The 15656-nt window shown below is 66.2% G+C and carries 12 protein-coding genes; 5 read left to right on the plus strand and 7 right to left on the minus strand.

Annotation, left to right across the window (positions count from 1 at the left end):
• The first annotated feature begins 110 nt into the window (after nt 1-110).
• The 3 genes from CLU94_RS17920 to CLU94_RS17930 all read left to right on the plus strand — a co-directional run bounded on the left by CLU94_RS17920 (nt 111) and on the right by CLU94_RS17930 (nt 1824).
• A complete protein-coding gene (locus CLU94_RS17920) occupies nt 111-623 on the plus strand; it encodes a methylated-DNA--[protein]-cysteine S-methyltransferase (RefSeq protein WP_099668372.1) in 513 nt (170 codons plus the stop codon).
• Complete coding sequence (gene xerD / locus CLU94_RS17925) at nt 620-1537, plus strand: site-specific tyrosine recombinase XerD (protein ID WP_251351763.1); 918 nt, start codon at nt 620-622, stop codon at nt 1535-1537. Before CLU94_RS17920 ends, xerD begins: the two co-directional genes overlap by 4 nt.
• An 80-nt stretch (nt 1538-1617) precedes the next feature.
• Entirely contained in the window at nt 1618-1824 is a 207-nt protein-coding gene (locus CLU94_RS17930; protein ID WP_070257461.1) for a hypothetical protein, read from the plus strand.
• Nucleotides 1825-1889: 65 nt separating this feature from the next.
• Here the strand turns inward: CLU94_RS17930 and CLU94_RS17935 are convergent, their stop codons facing one another.
• Genes CLU94_RS17935 through CLU94_RS17945 form a run of 3 tightly spaced genes read right to left on the minus strand, consistent with a single transcriptional unit; the run spans nt 1890 to nt 7375 of the window.
• Complete coding sequence (locus CLU94_RS17935) at nt 1890-3167, minus strand: TolC family protein (protein ID WP_099666606.1); 1278 nt, start codon at nt 3165-3167, stop codon at nt 1890-1892.
• A complete protein-coding gene (locus CLU94_RS17940; RefSeq protein WP_099666607.1) occupies nt 3154-6258 on the minus strand; it encodes an efflux RND transporter permease subunit in 3105 nt (1034 codons plus the stop codon). Before CLU94_RS17940 ends, CLU94_RS17935 begins: the two co-directional genes overlap by 14 nt.
• Nucleotides 6251-7375 carry an efflux RND transporter periplasmic adaptor subunit gene (locus CLU94_RS17945; protein WP_099666608.1) on the minus strand — a complete coding sequence of 375 codons (1125 nt, stop codon included), beginning with the start codon at nt 7373-7375 and terminating at the stop codon, nt 6251-6253. Before CLU94_RS17945 ends, CLU94_RS17940 begins: the two co-directional genes overlap by 8 nt.
• A 235-nt stretch (nt 7376-7610) precedes the next feature.
• Between CLU94_RS17945 and CLU94_RS17950 the strand changes: the two genes are divergently transcribed.
• The gene (locus CLU94_RS17950) at nt 7611-8291 is read left to right on the plus strand and encodes a response regulator transcription factor (protein WP_099666609.1); all 681 of its coding nucleotides are present in this window, start codon (nt 7611-7613) and stop codon (nt 8289-8291) included.
• A complete protein-coding gene (locus CLU94_RS17955) occupies nt 8284-9681 on the plus strand; it encodes a sensor histidine kinase (protein WP_099666610.1) in 1398 nt (465 codons plus the stop codon). Before CLU94_RS17950 ends, CLU94_RS17955 begins: the two co-directional genes overlap by 8 nt.
• Here CLU94_RS17955 and CLU94_RS17960 read toward each other — a convergent pair.
• From CLU94_RS17960 to CLU94_RS17975, 4 genes are all read right to left on the minus strand, one after another.
• A complete protein-coding gene (locus tag CLU94_RS17960; protein WP_099666611.1) occupies nt 9673-9981 on the minus strand; it encodes a hypothetical protein in 309 nt (102 codons plus the stop codon). The two genes, CLU94_RS17955 and CLU94_RS17960, sit on opposite strands and share 9 nt — an antisense overlap.
• A gap of 2 nt (nt 9982-9983) precedes the next feature.
• Nucleotides 9984-10703 (minus strand): MgtC/SapB family protein, encoded by a 720-nt coding sequence (locus CLU94_RS17965; protein WP_218965356.1) that lies wholly within the window; start codon nt 10701-10703, stop codon nt 9984-9986.
• 364 nt (nt 10704-11067) lie between these two features.
• The gene (locus CLU94_RS17970; protein WP_099666613.1) at nt 11068-14184 is read right to left on the minus strand and encodes an efflux RND transporter permease subunit; all 3117 of its coding nucleotides are present in this window, start codon (nt 14182-14184) and stop codon (nt 11068-11070) included.
• 3 nt (nt 14185-14187) lie between these two features.
• Nucleotides 14188-15420 carry an efflux RND transporter periplasmic adaptor subunit gene (locus tag CLU94_RS17975; RefSeq protein ID WP_099666614.1) on the minus strand — a complete coding sequence of 411 codons (1233 nt, stop codon included), beginning with the start codon at nt 15418-15420 and terminating at the stop codon, nt 14188-14190.
• Between the last annotated feature and the right edge of the window lie 236 nt (nt 15421-15656).

The following is a 15656-nucleotide window of genomic DNA, read 5'->3' on the forward strand; positions in this document are numbered from 1 at the left end:
GTGCGGGGGAAACGTCCGCCGGCACGCCCAAAGTCGGTGCATAATCACCGGGGCGCAGCCAGATGCGCCGGCAGGTTGTATATATGCCACACTTGAACAATGATCAGCAGATGAAAAAACAACAGGGCAGTGAACTGTTCAGCGCCATCGTGGCCGCGCCGTTCGGCGCCATGGGCGTGCGCGCGCAGGATGGCCAGTTATGCGAACTGGTGTATTTGCCGCCGCACTTCGCGGAAAAAGACGCGCAGGATGCCGTCTCCGAGCGGGCGTGCCAGCAACTGGCGCGTTATTTCCTTGATCCCGATTATGTCTTCGACCTGCCGCTGGCAGACGCGGGCAGCGCCTACCAGCAGCGCGTATGGGCGGCGATTGCCGGCATTCCGCGCGGCCAGGTGCGCACGTATGGCGATGTGGCGCGCCTGATCGGCTCGGCCCCGCGCGCCGTGGGCCAGGCTTGCGGCGCCAACTGGTTTCCCGTGGTGATCCCCTGCCACCGGGTCACGGCCGCGGGCGGCCTGGGCGGCTTTGCCCACCACGACGATGCGACAGGCTTCCACCTGGGCGTCAAGCGCTGGCTGCTGGCGCATGAAGGTGTCGAGGGCATGGGATGGTCCAAACGATGATGAACAGCCTGCTGGCGCCCGACAACACTACCCTGATCGATGAATTTTGCGACAGCCTGTGGCTGGAGGACGGCCTGTCGAAGAACTCGCTGGACGCCTACCGGCGCGACATGCGTCTGTTCGCGCGCTGGCTGGAAGTGAACCGGCCCGGGCGCGAGGGCCTGTACGAAGTATCCACGGCTGATATCGACGCGTATTTCGCGGCCCGCCACGACGAGAGCAAGGCGACGTCGTCGAACCGGCGCTTGTCCGTGCTCAAGCGCTTTTACCAGCTGGCCTTGCGGCACAAGCATATCGCGGCCGATCCGTGCCTGAAGATGGTCTCGGCCAAGCAGCCGGCGCGCTTCGTGCACACCTTGAGCGAAGCGCAAGTGGAAGCCTTGCTGGCGGCGCCCGACGTCAGCACGCCGCTGGGCCTGCGCGAGCGCACCATGCTGGAGCTCATGTATGCGAGCGGCTTGCGCGTGTCGGAACTGGTGGACTTGAAATCGGTGGAACTGAGCCTGAACGATGGCGTGCTGCGCATCACGGGCAAGGGCAGCAAGACGCGCCTGGTGCCGTTCGGCGAGCAGGCGCGGCTGTGGATCGAGCGCTACCTGAAGGAAGCGCGCGGCGTCATCCTCGATGGGCAGATGGACGATGCGCTGTTCGTCACGCGGCGCGGCGGCGCCATGACGCGGCAAATGTTCTGGGTCATCATCAAGAAACACGCGCTGAGCGCCGGCATCACGGCACCGCTGTCGCCGCATACCTTGCGCCATGCGTTCGCCACGCATTTGCTCAACCATGGCGCGGACTTGCGTGTTGTGCAATTGTTACTGGGGCACTCCGATATTTCCACCACGCAGATTTACACGCATGTGGCCCGCGAACGGCTGAAACTGCTGCATGCGCAGCATCATCCGCGCGGCTAAAAATTTTGTATTTGCTCCAACTGCGTCATAATGTGCCCTATGTGCTTATCTGTAACAATAAAAAACTAAAGAGGTAGTAAATGGCCAAGACAAATTTCCAATACGAAAAACGGCAAAAAGAGCTGGAAAAGAAGAAGAAAGCCGAGGAAAAAGCCAGACGCAAGCTGGAAGCGAAGAACAATCCGAAGCCGGCCGACGGCGGCGAAGGCGATGAGCCGGAAGCGGACGACGCCGACGTCGATGCAGATCCGGCCGCCGAGGGCGACGCACCCGCCCAGCCCCAGTAACTCCCCGTTCCTGACGACCGGTGCGGCATCGCCGCGCCGGTATCTCCTCGTTTCCCCTTCCCCCGCTACAAGCGCGGCCGCTGGCCAAGCGCCAGTTGCAGCTGCGTGCTGGCCATGGCCGCATCGGCGCGCGCCTGCACATAGCCCTGGTACGCTTCGTCGGCCGAGCGCTGCGCCGCCAGCCATTCCAGCAGCGAGGCATTGCCGCTGAAGTAAGACAGGCGCATGCCGTCGACCACCTTTTGCGCATCGACCAGCACGCCGTCGCGGTAGCGCGCCAGCCTGTCCTGCGCCGCATGCAGCTGTCGCTGCGCCGTGCGCACTTGCGTCTCCGCCGTCAGCTCCGCCTGGCGCAGGGCCAGCATCGCTTGCGTGACCCCCGCTTCGGCCTGCACCACGTCGCCCTTGTCGCGCCGCGACAGGGGAATCGGGATGGCCAGCGAGATGGACAGCGCACGGGAGCGGGGCGCGCCATCGACGGGATTGCCGCTGGCGTCGATGCCGTCATGGTAGCCGCGCGCGGCGGCCAGGCCTACGGTCACGGTCGGGTCGACGGCGCGGTTGGCGCGCACCAGCGCCGCACCGTCGCGCAGGTTGTCCAGCGTGGCGCGGGCGATGCGCACGTCGTTGCGGGCCTCGAGCGCCTGCGGCACCAGCACGCCGGCGTCGCCGCCCTCGTACGCGGCGAAGTCGCACGCCAGTTGCGCCTGCGGAAACAGACCATCGAACTGGCGCCCCAGCGGCGGCGACAGGGCCAGCATGGCGCTATCGGCCTCGCTGCGCGCCTGCGCCAGGTCGGCCTGGAACTGGTCGCGTTCCACGCGCGACTGCAGCAGCTCGATGCCGCCCACGTCGCCCGCCTTGCGCCGCACGGTATTCGCCTCGACTACCTTCGACAGGGCCGCCATGGTCTGCTCCTTGCGCGCGAGGACCTCGCGCGTGCGGCAAGCTTCCGTGAACGCGGCGGCGGCCGTGCCATACAGTTCGCTCCTGAAACCGGCCACCGTCTCCTCTGCCAGCGCGACATTGCTGTGCGCCGCCTTCAGGCGCGCGGCGCGCTTGCCGCCCGTCTCGATGGCCATGCTGATGGCCGGATTCCACGTGACGGGACGGTGTTCGACGCTGCGCACGGTTTCGCGCGTGGCGCCCAGGGTAAACTCGGGATCGGGACGCAAGCCGGCGATGCCGATGCCGGCCTTGGCCGAGGTGATGCCTTCCTGCTGCGCCTGCAATTCCAGGCTGTGGCTTTCCACGGCGGACAGATAGGTTTCAAAGCTCAAGGGTGCGGCAATGGCGCATGGAGCAATCAGCCAGGCCGCCAGCAGTACATTAAAACGTGTCATGGGTCTCTCCTTCGGTGTCGGTCCGGCGTTTTTGCAGGTGCGCCTCGATCAGGTAATACAGGGCCGGCAACAGCAGCAGGGTGAGCGCGGTCGCCGTCACCAGGCCGCCCACCACCACGGTGGCCAGCGGGCGTTGCACGTCGCTGCCCAGGCCTGTCGCCAGCATGGCCGGCGTCAGGCCCAGGGCGGCCACCGTGGCCGTCATCAGTACGGGACGCATGCGGTCGCGCGCGCCTTCCAGCACGGCCTCGCGCAGGATTTTTCCCTCGTCGCTGCGCAAGCGGTTGATCTGTGCCAGCATCAGGACGGCATTCAGGACGGCCACGCCGAACAGGGCGATGAAGCCGACGGCGCTCGACACGTTCAAGGTCATGCCGCGCAGGTGCAGCGCGGCCAGGCCACCGAGCATGGCCAGCGGCACGGCCAGCAAGACCAGCGCGGGCTGGCGCAGGTTGCGGAACTGGCCAAACAGCAGCAGGAACATGGCGCCCAGGGTCATCGGCAGGATCAGCGCCAGACGGCTTTGCGCGCGCTGCAGGTTTTCGAACTGGCCGCCCCATTCGACGCTGATGCGCTGGTGTTCATCGGCCACGGCTTGCGCCACCAGCGGGCGCGCTTCGGCCAGGAAGCTCGCCAGGTCGCGCCCGCGGGCATTCAGGCGCACGATGATGTGGCGCCGTCCCATTTCGCGCACGATCACGCTTTCGCCCGAGGTGGTGCTGATGGTGGCCACCTGCGCCAGCGGAATCCTCGCGCCGTTGGCGGCGTTGAGCTTCAAGTTGGCGATGGCGTCCGGGCTGGAACGCGTGGCCGGCGGGAAGCGCACGGCGATGTCGTAGCTTTTCTCGCCCACGTACACCTGGCCGATGGGCGCACCGCCGATGCCGGTGGCGATCAGGTCGGCCACGTCGGCCGCGTTGATGCCGTAGCGGGCCGCCTTTGCCCTGTCCAGTTTCACCTTCAGGTTGGGCAGCGGCGGCTCCACGTCCACCGCCACGTCGGAGGCGCCGGAGATAGTCTTCAGGACATTTGCCACCTTGCCGGCGATGCCGCGTACTTCGTCGAGGTCATTGCCGAAGATTTTCACCGTCAGGTCGCTGTGCGCGCCCGACAATTTATCCTGCACGCCGTCGATCATCGGTTGCATGAAAGCGACGGTGACACCGGGCATGCTGGCGAAGCGCGCGTTCATCTTGGCGATCAACTGCTGCTTGCTCATGCCCGACTTCCAGCTCTTGTACGGATGCAGGCCCACGCTCGCCTCGATATGCGACGGCGTCCAGTAATCGGTGCCGTCGTCGTTGCGCCCCGTCTGCGTGACGATGGTCGACACTTCGGGGAATTCCAGCGCGGCGTGCCGCAGTTCGCTGGCCATCTCGGAGGCCTTGTCCAGGGTGATCCCGGGCGGCATCTGCACCTGCAACCATAACGAGCCTTCATCGAGGTAGGGCAGGAAGTCGCGCCCGATGCTACCGCCCAGCAGCGCCAGGCACGCCAGCGAGGCGGCGCACACCATCACCACCCAGCGCTTCCTGCCCACCATGCGTTCGAGGAAACGCCCGTACGCGCCCGCCAGCTTGTCCAGCGCGCGGTTATGGAAGGTGCGGCGCGGCTTGCGCAAGGCCAGCCAGGCCAGGCCCGGGATCAGCACCAGCGCCACCACCAGCGCGCCCACCAGCGCCGCGCCCACCGCATACGCCATCGGCGAAAACAGCTTGTATTCGATGCGCTGGAAGGCGAACAGGGGTAAATAAGCGGCGATGATGACGGCCATGCCGAACATGATGGGACGTGCCACCTGCAGGGTCGCATCGATGGCGTCCTGCAAGGTGAGAGGCCGTTCCTGTTCCCGTTCGCGGCGGCGCAGCATGTTTTCCAGCACCACCACGGAACCGTCGACAAGGATGCCGAAGTCGATCGCCCCCAGCGACAGCAGGTTGGCGGGAATTTTAAAATGGTGCATGAAGATGAAGGCGATCAGCAGGGCCAGCGGAATCGTCAGCGCGACGATGGCGGCCGCGCGCGGGCTGCCCAGATACAGCAGCAGCACGAGGGCGACGAGCAGCATGCCTTCGCCCAGGGTGTAACTGACCGTGTGCAAGGTGGCGTCGATCAGCGAGCTGCGGTCCAGGTAGGGCACCACTTTCACATCCTTCGGCAGCACATTGGCATTCAAGTCGTCCACGGCAGCATGGATGCCGGCCAGCGCTTCGGACGGATTGAAGTCCTTCAGTAGCAGGGTGATGCCTTCGATGGTGTCGGGATTGTCGTCCTTGCCCAGGATGCCACGCCGCTCCACGTTGCCGTAGGCGAGCTTGCCCAGGTCCTTCACCAGCACGGGCACGCCGTTCTTGCTGCTGACGACGACGTTGCCCATGTCGTCCAGCGAATGCAGCAAGCCCACGCCGCGCACCACGTACGATTGCTGGCCGCGGTCGATGACGCTGCCGCCGCCGCTGATGTTGTTGGCGTTGATGGCGTCCTTGACCTGCGCCAGCGAGAAGCCGTAGCTGTCGAGTTTTGCGGGGTCGAGTTCCAGCATGAATTGCGTGGTCAAACCGCCGAAATTGCTCACATCGGCCACGCCGCGCACCTGCTGCAGGCGCGGGATCACGGTCCAGAACTGCAGCTCGGACAGTTCGCGCAGGCTGCGGCTTTTCGATTCCAAGGTGTAGCGGTAGATTTCGCCCGTGGGCGAGGTATAGGGATCGAGTCCCGGCTTGGCGTCATACGGCAGGTTGACGCTGGCGAGGCGTTCCTGCAGCCGCTCGCGCGTGAAGTAGCCGTCGCTGCCATCCTCGAACACCACCGTGATCAGCGACAGGGCGAACAGACTGCGCGTGCGCAGCACGTGCATGCCGGGCGTGCCGAGCAGCGCGCGTTCGAGCGGAATGGTGATCTGCTGCTCGATTTCCTCGGCGCCCAGGCCCGGCACCTGCGTGACGATTTGCGAGGTGACGTCGGCGATGTCGGGATACGCCTCGATGGGCAGCTGCTTCCAGCAGTAGACGCCGTAGGCGGCGACGAACAGCAGTACCAGCCAGACGATGCCGCGCCGCTGGCAGCAGGTGGCGATGAAACGGTCAATCATTGAGCAGCACTCCTTCCTTGACGACGATGCGCTCGCCCGCTTTCAGGCCGGAGACGATTTCCACTTGGTCGCCATGACTGGCGCCCACTTCCACCGCGCGCGGCGAGAACACCAGCGCGCTGCGTTCGACCATTACGCGCGTCGAGGGGCCGCTTTGCAGCAGGGCGGACGCGGGCACGAGGAGGGCGCGGCGGCTGGCGCCGGCGAACCCCGCGTGGGCGAACATGCCGGGCTTGAAGGCGCCGCTGCGGTTGTCGATGGCCACGCGCACCTTCACCGTGCGCGTCTCGGGGTCGAGCACGGCGCCCACATACGCGACCTTGCCTTCGAAAGCCTTGCCGGGCCAGGCGTCGACGGTGATGCTGGTCTTTTGTCCCACGGCCACGTGCGCCAGGTCCCTCTCGGCCACGTTGGCCGACAGCCACACGGTGGACAGGTCGGCCACCGTCATGACGGGCGCGTTGATATCGTTCCAGTAGCCGCCCTGGGCGCCTTCCATGGCGATCACGGTGCCGGCGATCGGCGAACGCAGCACATAGTCGCGGCGCGACCCGCGCGCTCCTGCTCCGTACTGGGCCAGCTTGTCGGCGCTGGCCTGGGCGTCGCTGCCGGCTTGCGCAAAAGTGGCCTGCGCCGCTTCGTACTCCTTGCGCGCGGCGATTTCCGCCTCGAACAGGGTTTTCTGGCGTTCCAGTTCCTGGCGCGCCTGCAGCAGGGCGGACCTGGCTTTGCTGTCGTCCGCGTAGGCGGCGCTCAGTTCCGCCGAGTCCAGCGTGAACAGCGGATCGCCCGCCTTCACGCTGTCGCCCAGGGCGCGCTGCAAGCGCGTGATGCGTCCGGCCAGAGGCGGCGTGATCTTCACCAGCTTCTCCGGCATGGCCTCGATGCTGCCCGGCGCCTCCGTCTGCGTGGCGACGTCCTGTTCCAGCACGGCGGCGACCTGCAGGCGCTGGCGCAGCGGCGACATCTTGTCGACGGCGATGCTGCCGTCGTCCTGATGCATCGATTGGGCGACAGGCGTGGCTGCCGCCGTCGGCTTGGCGCAGCCGGCCAGGGCCGAGCAGGCGAGAGCGAGGGCGCAGCTGGCGCCCAGGGCGTTGCGGGTGGTCGTGTTCATCCCGTGTTTCCTTGTTATTGATGGTGAGGGGGCATGCGTGGATGCCGTGCCCAGGCGGGCAATGAGAGGGGCGCAGGTGGCGCAGGCAGCGTCACAACAGCGCCGGGAAAGCATAGCAATGTGGTCCTGAAGAAGCGCCCAAGAACGCCTGAATCATTCTTCAGGTTCCGTGCGCGCACGGTGTGGCGCGGTAAAATGCCAGCATGGAAAACACGGCGCAATGCGAAAGGCAGGCATGAGAATCCTCCTGGTGGAAGACGACCGCAAGGCGGCGCGCCTGCTGGCGCGGGGCTTGCAGGAAGAAGGTTTTGTCGTCGACGTGGCGCACAGCGCGGAAGAGGGCGAGGACGAAAGCTACGCCATCGACTACGATGCAATCGTGCTGGACTGGATGTTGCCGGGCAAGCAGGGCATCGATTTTTGCCGCGACTTGCGCGCGCGCGGCATCCAGACGCCCGTGCTGATGCTCACGGCGCGCGACGCCACGGCCGACCGGGTGGCGGGCCTGAACACGGGCGCCGACGATTACCTGACCAAGCCGTTCGAATTCGAGGAGCTGCTGGCGCGCATCCGCGCCCTGCTGCGCCGCTCCGACATCAGCCGCCCGCTGGTGCTGGCGCTGGCCGACCTGACGCTCGATCCCGTCAGCCACCAGGCGACGCGGGCTGGCGTGCCGCTGGTGCTCACGCCCAAGGAGTACGCCATCCTGCTGATCCTGCTGCGCCAGGCGGGCGAAGTGGTCAGCCGCGCGCGCCTGGCCGAGCAGATCTGGCAGGCGGACCTGATCGGCATCGACAACCTGATCGATGTCCACGTGCGCAACCTGCGAGGGAAAGTGGATGCGCCGGGCTTGCCGCCATTGATACACACGGTGCGCGGACGCGGCTTCCGCCTGGCGGAAAACAACGGTGGCTAGCTTTCGCAAGCGCCTGCTGCTGGTGCACCTGGCCGTCATCCTCGCCATCGTCGCCTGCACGGCGCTGGCTGGCTACTGGGGGCTGTCGCGCGCCGTGCACGGCCAGCTCGATGCGGCCCTGCTGGCGCTGGCCGAGACGGAAATGGCCATGCTGCCCGCCGCGCCGCGCCAGCCCGTGCAGGTGCACGAGGTGGCGCCGGGCCAGGCGCCGCCGTCATTGACGCGGCTCGACCGCCTGGTGCAGATCATCGATGGCGAAGGCCGCGTGCTGGCGCGCAGCCGCAACCTGGAGGCGGCGCAATTGCCGGCCCCTCCCGCCCTGCTGGCGCGCCTGGCGGCCGGCGAGACCATTTTCGAGACCCTGCCGAAGTTCGGCGAAGAGCCGCTGCGCATGGTCTCGATTCCCGTGCCATCGTCCGGCGCGCGCCTGGCGGTACAGGTGGCCGGTTCGCTCGACGATACCAATCACGTGCTGGCCGCGGCCACCGTGCTGTTTGGCGCCATGGCGCTGGCCTTGCTGGCGGCCGTGGGCCTGGCCGGCGAAATGCTCACGCGCCGCGTGCTGGGCGCCATCGACGACGTGGTGGACCAGGCGCATTCGATCGGCGAAGCCAGTTTGCACCAGCGCCTGCCCCATCCCGGCACGCAGGACGAGATCGGCCGCCTGGTCGATACCCTGAACGCCATGCTGGACCGCCTGGAACACGGCTACGATGCGCAGCGCCGCTTCACGGCTGACGCTTCGCACGAATTGCGCTCGCCCCTGTCGCGCCTGCGCACGGAAATCGAAATCACCCTGCGCCGCCCGCGCGAGTCGCCCGAGTATGTCGATGCGCTGGCATCGTGCCTCGATGAGGTGCAGCGCCTGACGACCTTGGTGGAAGAGCTCTTGATGCTCACGCGCCTGGACGTGGGCCAGGAGCGCAACGCCGTGGAAATCATCGCACTCAATCCGCTCGTGCGGGCGGCGGCGCAGCGCCTGGAAAAGGCGGCAGCGCAGCGCGGTATCCGCATCGTCTTCGATGCAAGTGTCGACGTGCAGGCCAGGGTGGCGGCCGGCCCGGTCGACCTGGTGCTGGCCAATTTGCTGGATAACGCCGTGAAATTCTCGCCGCCCGGAAGCAGCATCAGCGTGCACGTGGCGCGCGACGGCGCGCATGCGATCGTCGGCGTGGCCGATGCGGGACCGGGTATCGGCGTGGAAGACTTGCCGCACCTGTTCGAGCGGTTTTACAGGGGCGCCCAGGCGCGTGCGGGCGAGGCGCCCGGTTTCGGCCTGGGCCTGGCCCTGTCGCAAGCCATCGTGCACGCGTATGGCGGCAGCATCGAGGCGCAGAACCGCCCGCAGGGCGGCGCGCTGTTCCTCATGCGCCTGCACGCCTCAAGCTGAAGGTGCGACGCCTTCCCATCGCACTTGCCGCACTTGCGGCCAGGCGCCCGCGCGGTTGACGAAGCGCACCAGCACGGCGCGCTGCACGGCCTGGCACAGCACCGTGGCGATCAGCTGCACCACCTGCCTGGCCGCGTCCCAGCTGCGCAGCATTTGCGACGGCGCCAGGCCCGCGCCCTTGAGTTCGGCCAGCAGCAGGCGCACGACGTGGTCGGCCTGCGCCGCGGGGCAGGTGACGGTCAGGCGGTAGGTGGCGACGGCCGGACCGCGCCGGGCAAACCAATGGAAGAATTTTTTCATCATCATACTCCCCGTTCGGCGACAAATTCCGCGTTGTTCACCAGCGCCCAGCGCACGGCCGAGACGCTGCCTTCCAGGCTGACCTGGCTGACGATCTGCTCCAGCAACCCCAGGCTGGACAGGGGCGTGAGCAGGTCGGCCCGCACTTCGATGCGTCCGGCGTGCGCGGCATCCTCGCTGTGCAAGGATTGCAGCATCAGGGCCGGCATGCCGCTGATCATGCGCAGCATCAGGTTGCGCACGAGGACTTCCTGCTCCGCCTCGCACACGGCCGTCACGCGGTAGATGCTTTCCGTCTCGATGCCCGCTTCGCTGCCGTGCGCGTTGATGCGTTGCGCCAGGTGGCGCAGCACGAGGTTGGCCACCAGTACAAATCCCGTGCCGATGGCCGCTTCCAGTGCAAACCCGAGGCCGCACAGGATGCCGATGGCGGCCGAGCACCACAGGGTGGCGGCCGTATTCAGGCCGCGCACCGTCATGCCTTCGCGCATGATGACGCCGGCGCCCAGGAAGCCGATGCCGGAGACCACCTGCGCGGCGATGCGCATATGGCCGGCGCTATCGCCTTCGAGCACGGAAACCATCACGAACAGCGAGGCGCCGACGGAGACCAGCGCGTTCGTACGCAGGCCCGCCATGCGCTGGCGCAGCTGGCGTTCGGCGCCGATCATGGCGCCCAGGGTCAATGCCGCGGCAACGCGCAGCGCAAAGTCAAATACCACCATCAGTTTCTCCCGGCTGGGGAGGAACAGGCGAGTGCGGGGGGCGAAGACAATTCGCCCCGAAAGGGGGCAGCAGACGATAACGGTGGAACGATGAGGAGGGAAGTGGCGGCGAGAGAATACTGCCGCTGATAAAACCGCACCTTGCCATGGGCAGGGCGGGCGGAATGCGCGCGTCTTGCCTAAGGCCGATCGCCGATGGTCAATCGACTACTGTCACTGGAACAAGCACCCACGAGTCACTCCATATCATTGATAACGGGGACAGTCTAGCCAGTGGGGCTGCTTTGGTCAACTGAAGCTCTCTTCAGGAAGCCGCCGCGTCGTCCCCGCCAATGCGGGGACGGTGAAGGCGACCGGTCAATCAGTGGGCGTGTGCTTTGCCGTCGTCGGCGGAGTCGGCGTGCTCGCCGCTGCCGCCGAAAAAGCGCGCGGCGCGCTTGCCCAGGCTATCGAGGTAGGTGTAGGCGACGGGCACCACCACCAAGGTCAACAGGGTCGAGGTGATCACGCCGCCGATGACGGCGCGGCCCATCGGCGCCTGCGATTCGCCGCCGTCGCCCATGCCGATGGCCATCGGCAGCATGCCGAAGACCATGGCCAGTGTCGTCATCAGGATGGGGCGCAAGCGCACTTGCCCCGCTTCCATCAGCGCCTCGAACTGGCCCAGGCCTTCGCGCTGGCGCTGGTTGGTGAAGTCCACCAGCAAGATCGCGTTCTTGGTCACCAGGCCCATCAGCATGATGAAGCCGATCACGGAGAAGATGTTCAGGGTGCTGCCCGTAATGAGCAGGGCGGCCAGCACGCCGATCAGCGACAGCGGCAGGGACACCATGATGGCGATCGGCTGCAAAAAGCTGCCGAACTGCGACGCCAGCACCAGGTAGATGAAGATCACGGCGATGCCCAGCGCCATCATGGCGCCGCCCATGGTTTCGGCCATCTGTTGCGCATTGCCGGCCACGTCGAAGCGCACGCCGGGCGGCAGGTCGATGGATTTGATGGCTTTCTGCACGTCGGCGTCGACGTCGCCTGCAGGGCGGCCCTGCGTGCCTGCATAGATGGCGACCCTGCGCTGCAAGGCCTGGCGTTTCAGCACCTGCGGGCTCGATGACGGCACGAAGTCGACCACCTGGCGCAGCGGGATCATGACGGGCTTGCCGTTCGCGTCAAGCTTGCTGGAGGCCAGCGACAGGTCGGCCAGGTCGGCCACCTTTTGCCGGCCCGACTTGGGCAGCTGCACGTTGACGTCGTAGTTTTGCCCGTCGCCGGCCAGCCAGTGGCTGACCGTGTCGCCCGCCACGAACGGACGCAGGGCGTTGCCGATCTGCTGCACCGACAAACCCAGGTCGCTGGCCAGTTCGTTATTGATCTTCACGGTGGTCGACGGATTGGCGCCTTCCTGGCTGTACTCCATGTCGGCCAGGCCCTTGATGCCGCGCATCTTGTCCATCAGGGTGTGCGCCACTGCATCGAGCTTGCCTTCGTCCGTGCCGAGGATGGCGATGAAGATGGGGCGCTGTCCGACGGACAGGGTGATGCCGGCAATCGGCGCCAGGCGTTCGCGGATCAGCTTTTCCAGCTCCTGCTGCGAGCGGCGCTTGTGCTTCTTGATGTCCGTCAGCTTCAGGTTCACCTCGGCCGTGTTGCGCCCGTCCTGCGTGCCGACATTGGCCACCAGGCTGTCGATTTCAGGGAATTCCTTCAGCGCCGTTTCGATCTGGCGCACCTTGGTATCCGTGTATTCGAGGCTGGAGCCGACGGGCGTCTTGAAGCGCAGGTTGACCCAGCCCTGGTCCGTTTCCGGGAACATCTCGCCGCCGATCATCGGCACGAGCATCAGGCTGCCCGCGAACAGGGCCACGGCCGTGGCCAGGGTCGTCTTGCGCCAGCGCAAAGCGACAGCCAGCACCTTGCCATACCATACATGCAGGCGGTCGATGCCCGTCTCGATCCAGGCCATGAAGCGGCCCAGCCACGGCGCGTACTTGAAGCGGTCCTTGACGGGGTCGCGCCAGACGGACGACAGCATGGGGTCGAGCGTGAAGCTGACGAACAGGGAGACGAGCACGGCGACGGCCACGGTGATGCCGAACTGCAGGAAGAAGCGACCGATGATGCCGTCCATGAAGGCGACGGGGACAAACACGGCGACGATGGCGAAGGTGGTGGCCATCACGGCCAGGCCGATTTCATTGGTGCCGTCGTTGGCCGCCTTATAGTGGTTCTTGCCCATGCCCAGGTGGCGCACGATGTTTTCGCGCACGACGATGGCGTCATCGATCAACAGGCCGATGCACAGCGACAGCGCCATCAGGGTCAGGAAGTTCAGGGTGAAGCCGAAGGCCTTCATGGCGATGAAGCTGGCCAGCACGGAGATCGGCAGGGTCAAGCCCGTGATGATGGTCGAGCGCCACGAATGCAGGAACAGGAAGACGATCACCATGGTCAGCACGGCGCCTTCGATGATGGTGCGCTTGACGTTATCGAGCTGGCTTTGCACGCGCTCCGATTCGTCGTCCAGCACGCGCAGGGTGATATCGGGCGGCAGCGTCTTTTGCAGGTCTGCCGCCACTTTCAGGATGCCGGTGCCCACTTCGACCACGTTGGCGTCCTGCACCTTGGTGATTTCCATCGTCACGGCCTGCTGGCCGTTCATGCGCGAGATCGACAGTTCTTCCTGCTCGCCGTCGACGACGGTGGCCACCTGGTCCAGGTAGACGGGACCGACGGCGCGGCGCGCGACGATGATCTTGCCGAATTCGCGCGCATCCTTGATCTTGCCTTCCACGCGCACCAGCTGTTCGGCCGCGCCATGGCTGATGGAGCCGGCCGGCAAATTGGTATTCGTCGCCTGGATGGCGCGGATCACTTCATCGACGCCGATGCCCTGGGCATTGAGTTCGATCGGCTTCATGCTGATGAGGATCTGGCGCGCGCGCAGGCCGCGGAGCTTGACTTGCCCCACGCCGGCCACGCCTTGGAAGCGCTTGCTGATGATCTGTTCCGTCATGGTCGACAGCGAACGCAGGTCATGCCCGGTGGACGTCAGCACGATGGTGGCGATGGGGCGCTCGTTGTCGCCTTCTGCTCGCGCGATGAACGGGTCCTTGGCTTCCTTCGGGAAGCGGGGGCGCACCAGGGCCACCTTGTCGCGCAAGTCCTGCATGGCCTTGTCCATGTTCGTCGACAGCTCGAATTCCAGGTAGACGCCGGCGCGTCCTTCCCACGAGTTGGCGCGGATGGTCTTGATGCCGCTGACGGTGTTGACGGCGTCCTCGATGGGACGCGTGATGTCGTTTTCCACGGCTTCGGGCGAGGCGCCCGGATAGTTCACTTCAATGGCGGCGAACGGGAACTGCACGCTGGGCATGCTTTCCACGCCCAGGCCCCGGTAGGAGAAGATGCCCAGCACCACCAGCGCCACCATGACCATGGTGGCGAAGACGGGGTTCTGGATACTGACTTTGGTCATCCACATGGCTCAGTCCTTCCGTGCCAGCACGGCTGCCGGCGCGGCAGGGGCGGCGGCGGGTGCGGCGAAGGTCACGCCATGGCCCGGCTTGACGCCATCGAGCCTGGCGATGATGACTTTCGCGCCCGGCACCAGGCCGGACGTCACTTCCGCATAGCCTTCATCTTCGTTGCGCAGTCCCAGGGTAACTGGCTGGGCGACCACCTTGTTGTTCACCAGCGCATACACGACGGGGCCCTGCTTTTCATTGCGCACGGCCGTCAGGGGCACCAGCGGCGCCACGTTTGACCGCTCGGTGACGATGCTGCCCTTGGCGAACATGCCGCCGCGCAGCGCACCGTCGCCATTGTCGACGGCGATGTAGACCAGCATGGCGCGCGAGCCGCTCTCGGTGGTGGGGTTGATGCGCGTGACCTTGCCGGCGAAGTCGCGTGCGCCGAAGCCGTCGACCTTGAAGTGCACGTCCTGGCCCAGCTTGATGCGGGGGATTTCCGCGCTGGGCACGGGCGCTTCCAGGGTCAGCTGCGCCAGGTTGACGATGGTGTAGACGGGCATGTCGGGCGAGACTTTTTCCCCGGCCTGCAGGTGGCGCTTGCTGACGATGCCGGCCATCGGCGCGCGGATCACCGCATCGGCCAGCGCGATGCGGGCGATATCGACCATGGCGGCGGCGGACTTGACGTTGGCGCGCGCCAGCTCGACCGAGTTTTGCGTCGTGTCGTACGCCGTCTGCGAAATGTATTTTTGCTTGAGCAGGGCCTGGCTGTTCGCTTCATTCTTGCTGGCCATCGACAGGCGCGCCTGGGCTTCGTCGAGCATGGCTTGCTGCTGCGTCAGGCGGGCGCGCAGGTCGGCCGCATCCAGGCGCACGAGGATTTGCCCATTCGCCACTTGCTGGCCTTCCTGCAAGGTCGTTTCCTGGATCACGCCGGAAACCTTGGCCTTGATGGTGGCCTGGGTCACGGGCGCCAGCGAGCCGGACAGGGGCAAGCTGATGCTGAGCGCGCGCGCCGCGATGGCGGCCACGTCGCCCTGCGCCAGTTCATGCACGGGCGTCTTGGCCTGCTCCTTCTTCTTGCTCGCTTGCAGTTCGGCCGCCTTGGCGGCTTGTTGCTTCGATTGCATCACCGTCCAGCCGCCGCCGGCCAGGCCCAGCACGACCAGGATCAGCACGGGGGTGCGCCAGCGCCGGCGGCGCGTGGCTGCAAGGGGAGAGGCGGGGGGCAGGGTCTCGTTTTTCATAGGTATTTTTGGTCAGGAGCGGCGCAGGGGTTCGGCGCCAGGTCTCGGTGCGGACCCGGCCTGTCGCTGGCCGGGGGAATTCGGGTAGCGCATCACCGTGGCGGCCGCAGACAACACGCCTGCCGCTGCAGCCGTTCACGGCGATGCGCATGTTGCCACTTTAGGAAGAATCCAGCCCGGCCGCCATCGCCGTGCGACAGATTGCACAAAATCGGGGCTGGAATGCAAAAAACGGC

The organism is Janthinobacterium sp. 13, from assembly GCF_002749695.1.
In the GTDB taxonomy this organism is placed as follows: domain Bacteria; phylum Pseudomonadota; class Gammaproteobacteria; order Burkholderiales; family Burkholderiaceae_D; genus Janthinobacterium; species Janthinobacterium kumbetense.